Here is a 4,223-nt window from a genome sequence, read left to right on the forward strand (position 1 = left end):
TCGGCAACGGCATCGCCATACCCCACGGCAAGCTGCCGAAGCTTGATCACATCTGCGGCGTGTTCGCCCGCCTGCAGCATCCCGTCAATTTCGAGGCGCTTGACGACCAGCCGGTCGATCTCGCCTTCCTGCTGCTGGCCCCCGAAGGCGCCGGCGCCGATCATCTGAAGGCCCTGTCGCGCGTGGCGCGGCTCCTGCGCGACCAGGACCTGGTCAAGAAGCTCCGTGCCTCCGATTCGGAAAGCGCGATCTACGCCTTCCTGAACACCGATCCGGATTCGTCGGCGGCCTAGAGTATCGGGGCGATTGATTGGTATCGCCCCCGATACTCTAGAGCGCCGTGCGTCCTTTTGGACGCACAAGGACGCTCTAACTTATTGAATTTGCGCATCGTTCTTTTCGAAAATCGATTCCGATTTTCGAGCCGATGCGCTAGATTCTTTCTCTTGACGCGTCGGGTTAGCGAAAAACCGGATTCCACTTTTTCGCCCGACGCTCCAGCCACCCGGCCTCGACTCACCGTCAAAAAAGGCGTCCCGCGGCAGCGAAACGCCTTTGATTCCCGTGATTGCGAAAACGCGCCTATTCCGGTTTGTCCTCACCGGCCTGCTGCGCGAGATCGGCTTTCGGCCCGCCCTTGGAAACGCCGACCATGGCCGGACGGAGAACCCGGTCGCCGATCATGTAGCCGGTCTGGACCACCTGAACGACCGTGTTGGCGGGAATTTCCGGGTTCGGAACCTCGAACATCGCCTGGTGGAAATGCGGATCGAATCTCTGCCCTTCCGCCTCGATCGTCTTCACGCCGTGGCGCTCCAGCGCCGACAGCATGGAGCGTTCGGTCATCTCCACGCCCTCGATGAAGCCCTTGATCTCCTCGGTCCGTTTGTCCTCGGGAATGGAATCGAGCGCCCGGCGCAGATTGTCGGACACGCCGAGCATGTCGCGCGCAAACGCCGTGACCGAATAGGCCTTGGCGTCTTTCACGTCGCGCGCCGTGCGCCGGCGCAGGTTTTCCATTTCGGCGGCAAGCCGCAGCAGCTGGTCGCGCTGCTTCTCGTTTTCCTCACGCAGGAGATCGATCGGATCGGGTTCGGCAACTTCGCCATCCGCGGGCTCCCCGGCAGGCGCATCCGCCTCAAGGTCGACCACCGTCTCGTTGATTTCCTCGTCAGTGCCGTTCTTCTTGGTCTCGTCGGTCATGACGTCTCCGCACGTTGCAGTTTGTTCTTGAATCTCTCGGGCCACGATATCGAGCTTCACTCCCGAAAAATCAAGGCCCTCCCCCGGTATTCGCGCGCAGCCTTCAGCGAGAGCGCGACATGCGCGACAGCAGATGGGCCGTATAGTCGACCATCGGCACGACCCGGGCATAGTTGAGCCGCGTCGGCCCGATAACGCCGACCGCGCCGACGACCTGGTTGTCGCTGTCGCGATAGGGCGCGACGACGAGCGAGGAGCCCGACAGCGAAAACAGCTTGTTTTCCGAGCCTATGAAGATGCGCACGCCCGAACCGCTTTCGGCCAGGCTGATGAGCTCGATCAGGCTTTCCTTCTTCTCAAGATCGTCGAACAGCATCCTCAGGCGATCGATATCGGCGGCATCGGCAACGCCTTCGAGCAGATTGGCCCGGCCGCGCACGATCAGCTGCCCGGGCCTGCCGTCTTCCGTGCTGCCCGACCAGACGGCGAGCCCGCGCCCGACGAGATCCTGCGAAAGCTGGTCAAGCTCGTGGCGAACCTCGTCCTTCAGCCGCGCGAGAACCGTCCTCAGTTCCGGCAGGGTCTGGCCGTTGAGATGCGCGTTGAGGAAATTGGCCGCCGCCGTCAGCTGCGAGGAGGTCGTGCCGGCCGGCAGGTCGATGATCCGGTTCTCCACCTCGTTATGCTCGCCGACGAGCACCGCAAGCGCCTTTGTCGGTTCCAGACGGATGAATTCGACATGCTTGAGCACGGCGTTGCTCTTGGACGTCATCACCAGCCCCGCCCCGCGTGACATGCCGGAAAGCATCTGGCTTGCCTCGTTCAGAAGCCCGTCGACCGGCTGGCCGCGATCGACGCCCTGCATATGACGCTCGATCTCGGAACGTTCGCTTTCGGCAAGGTCGCCGACCTGCATATAGGCATCGACGAAGAAACGCAGTCCGCTCTCCGTCGGCAGTCGGCCGGCGGACACATGCGGCGCGTAGATCAGGCCGAGCTCCTCCAGGTCGCTCATCACATTGCGCACCGAGGCCGGCGAAAGCGACATCGGCAGAAGCCGCGACAGGTTGCGCGAGCCGAGCGGTTCGCCGCTTTCAAGGTAGCTCTCGACGATCGCACGAAACACCTCGCGCGAGCGATCGTCCAGTGTCATTGCCGAATTGTCTGCGCGTCGATCTGCTGTCATGCTTCCAGTGGCCGGATGGTTCGTCTGCTTCGCCCATTAATATAGTGTCGGCGCCGCGCTTCGCAATTCGTCTTTGCAGCGGCGCGGCCTGCCGTTTTTCTTTGCAAAAGCCGCCTCTTCCTTCTAGAACCGCCGCAACCGAAACCGGAAGGACCACACCATGCGGCCATCAGGCAGACAACTCAACCAGATGCGCAATGTTTCCTTCGAGCGTGGCTTTTCCAAGCACGCGGAAGGCTCCTGCTTCGTCAAGTTCGGGGATACGCATGTGCTGTGCACCGCCTCCCTCGAAGAGCGCGTGCCGCCGTGGCTGCGCAATGCCGGCAAGGGCTGGGTGACCGCCGAATACGGCATGCTGCCGCGCGCGACCGGCGATCGCATGCGCCGCGAAGCCTCCGCCGGCAAGCAGGGCGGCCGCACGCTGGAAATCCAGCGCCTGATCGGCCGCTCGCTGCGCGCCGTCGTCGATCTCGAAGCCCTCGGCGAACGCCAGATCAGCGTCGACTGCGACGTCATCCAGGCCGACGGCGGCACCCGCACCGCCTCGATCACCGGCGCCTGGATTGCGCTTCACGACTGCCTGAAATGGATGGAAGCCCGCAGCATGGTCAAGACCGACAAGGTGCTGAAAGACCATGTCGCCGCGATCTCATGCGGCATCTTCGCCGATCAGCCGGTCATCGACCTCGATTATCTCGAAGATTCCTCCGCCGAGACCGACGCCAATTTCGTCATGACCGGCACCGGCGGCATCGTCGAGATCCAAGGCACCGCCGAGGGCAAGCCGTTCTCGCAGGACGAGTTCCTGACGCTGATGGACCTTGCCCGCAACGGCATCACCGATCTGGTGGACCTGCAAAAGAAGACCATCGCCGGAGCCTGAGGATACCGTCATGCCGATCGCTGCCATTCTGGAAACAGCACTCTATGCCGACGACCTCGATGCCGCCGAAGGCTTTTACGGCGGCATTCTCGGGCTTGAGAAGATCGCCCGCGTCGACAATCGCCATATCTTCTTCCGCTGCGGACAGGGCGTGCTGCTGGTTTTCAACCCGGACGAGACGGAAAAACCGGCAAGTCCGGGTGCGCTGCCCGTGCCGACCCATGGCGCGCGCGGCCCCGGCCACGTCTGCTTCCGGCTTGAAGGAGACGATTTCGACGCGATGATCGACCGGCTTGCGGCCAGCGGCATCACGATCGAAAGCGATTTCCTCTGGCCGAACGGCGCCCGCTCGATCTATTTCCGCGACCCCGCCGGCAACAGCCTGGAATGCGCCGAGGCAAAGCTCTGGGGGTTGTGATGGCAAAGTCTATCCGCCTCCCTTCAATCTCCCCCCTTGAGGGGGAGATTGTTTGGGGGCTCTGCGGCCAAAACTTATCACCCTGCGTTATTGGGAACTGACATGCGCAAACTCGAAACCAAGACCATCGTCGTTGCCAGCCACAATGCCGGAAAGATCGCCGAGATCGCCGAACTGATCGGTCCGCTCGGCTTTTCGGCCAAGTCGGCGGCCGAGCTTTCCTTCGACGTGCCGGACGAAACCGGCACGACCTTCGAGGAGAACGCCGCGATCAAGGCGCTGGCCTCTGCGCAAAAGTCCGGCCTGCCGGCGCTTGCAGACGACAGCGGCATCGCCGTCGACGCCCTTGACGGCGCGCCCGGCGTCTACACCGCCGACTGGGCCGAAACGGCTGATGGCAGCCGCGATTTCATGATGGCGATGGAAAAGGTTGAAAAGGCGCTTGCCGAAAAGGGGGCGACCGCGCCCGCACAACGCACCGCCCGCTTCGTCTGCGTGCTCTGCCTCGCCTGGCCCGACGGCCACACCGAGAC

General features: G+C 62.9%; 6 protein-coding genes. 4 read left to right on the forward strand and 2 right to left on the reverse strand.

Features of this window, described 5'->3' with window-relative positions:
- On the forward strand, positions 1 to 293 hold a 293-nt coding region (locus AC5DC2_RS20305), incomplete at its 5' end, for a PTS sugar transporter subunit IIA (RefSeq protein WP_491699790.1).
- A gap of 289 nt (positions 294 to 582) precedes the next feature.
- On the opposite strand, the gene grpE is transcribed toward AC5DC2_RS20305, so the two are convergent.
- Complete coding sequence (gene grpE / locus AC5DC2_RS20310) at positions 583 to 1,203, reverse strand: nucleotide exchange factor GrpE (RefSeq protein WP_024708272.1); 621 nt, start codon at positions 1,201 to 1,203, stop codon at positions 583 to 585.
- Between the two features lie 103 nt (positions 1,204 to 1,306).
- A complete protein-coding gene (hrcA, locus tag AC5DC2_RS20315; protein ID WP_024708271.1) occupies positions 1,307 to 2,389 on the reverse strand; it encodes a heat-inducible transcriptional repressor HrcA in 1,083 nt (360 codons plus the stop codon).
- A gap of 160 nt (positions 2,390 to 2,549) precedes the next feature.
- Here hrcA and rph point away from each other — a divergent pair, with 160 nt between their 5' ends.
- The 3 genes from rph to AC5DC2_RS20330 all read left to right on the forward strand — a co-directional run.
- Positions 2,550 to 3,272 (forward strand): ribonuclease PH, encoded by a 723-nt coding sequence (gene rph / locus AC5DC2_RS20320; RefSeq protein ID WP_491699791.1) that lies wholly within the window; start codon positions 2,550 to 2,552, stop codon positions 3,270 to 3,272.
- Between the two features lie 10 nt (positions 3,273 to 3,282).
- A complete protein-coding gene (locus AC5DC2_RS20325) occupies positions 3,283 to 3,690 on the forward strand; it encodes a VOC family protein (protein ID WP_491699792.1) in 408 nt (135 codons plus the stop codon).
- 102 nt (positions 3,691 to 3,792) lie between these two features.
- Positions 3,793 to 4,223: non-canonical purine NTP pyrophosphatase (locus AC5DC2_RS20330; RefSeq protein WP_491699793.1), on the forward strand; the 431-nt coding region annotated here is incomplete at its 3' end.

The sequence above is a fragment of the Martelella sp. genome, assembly GCF_984369615.1.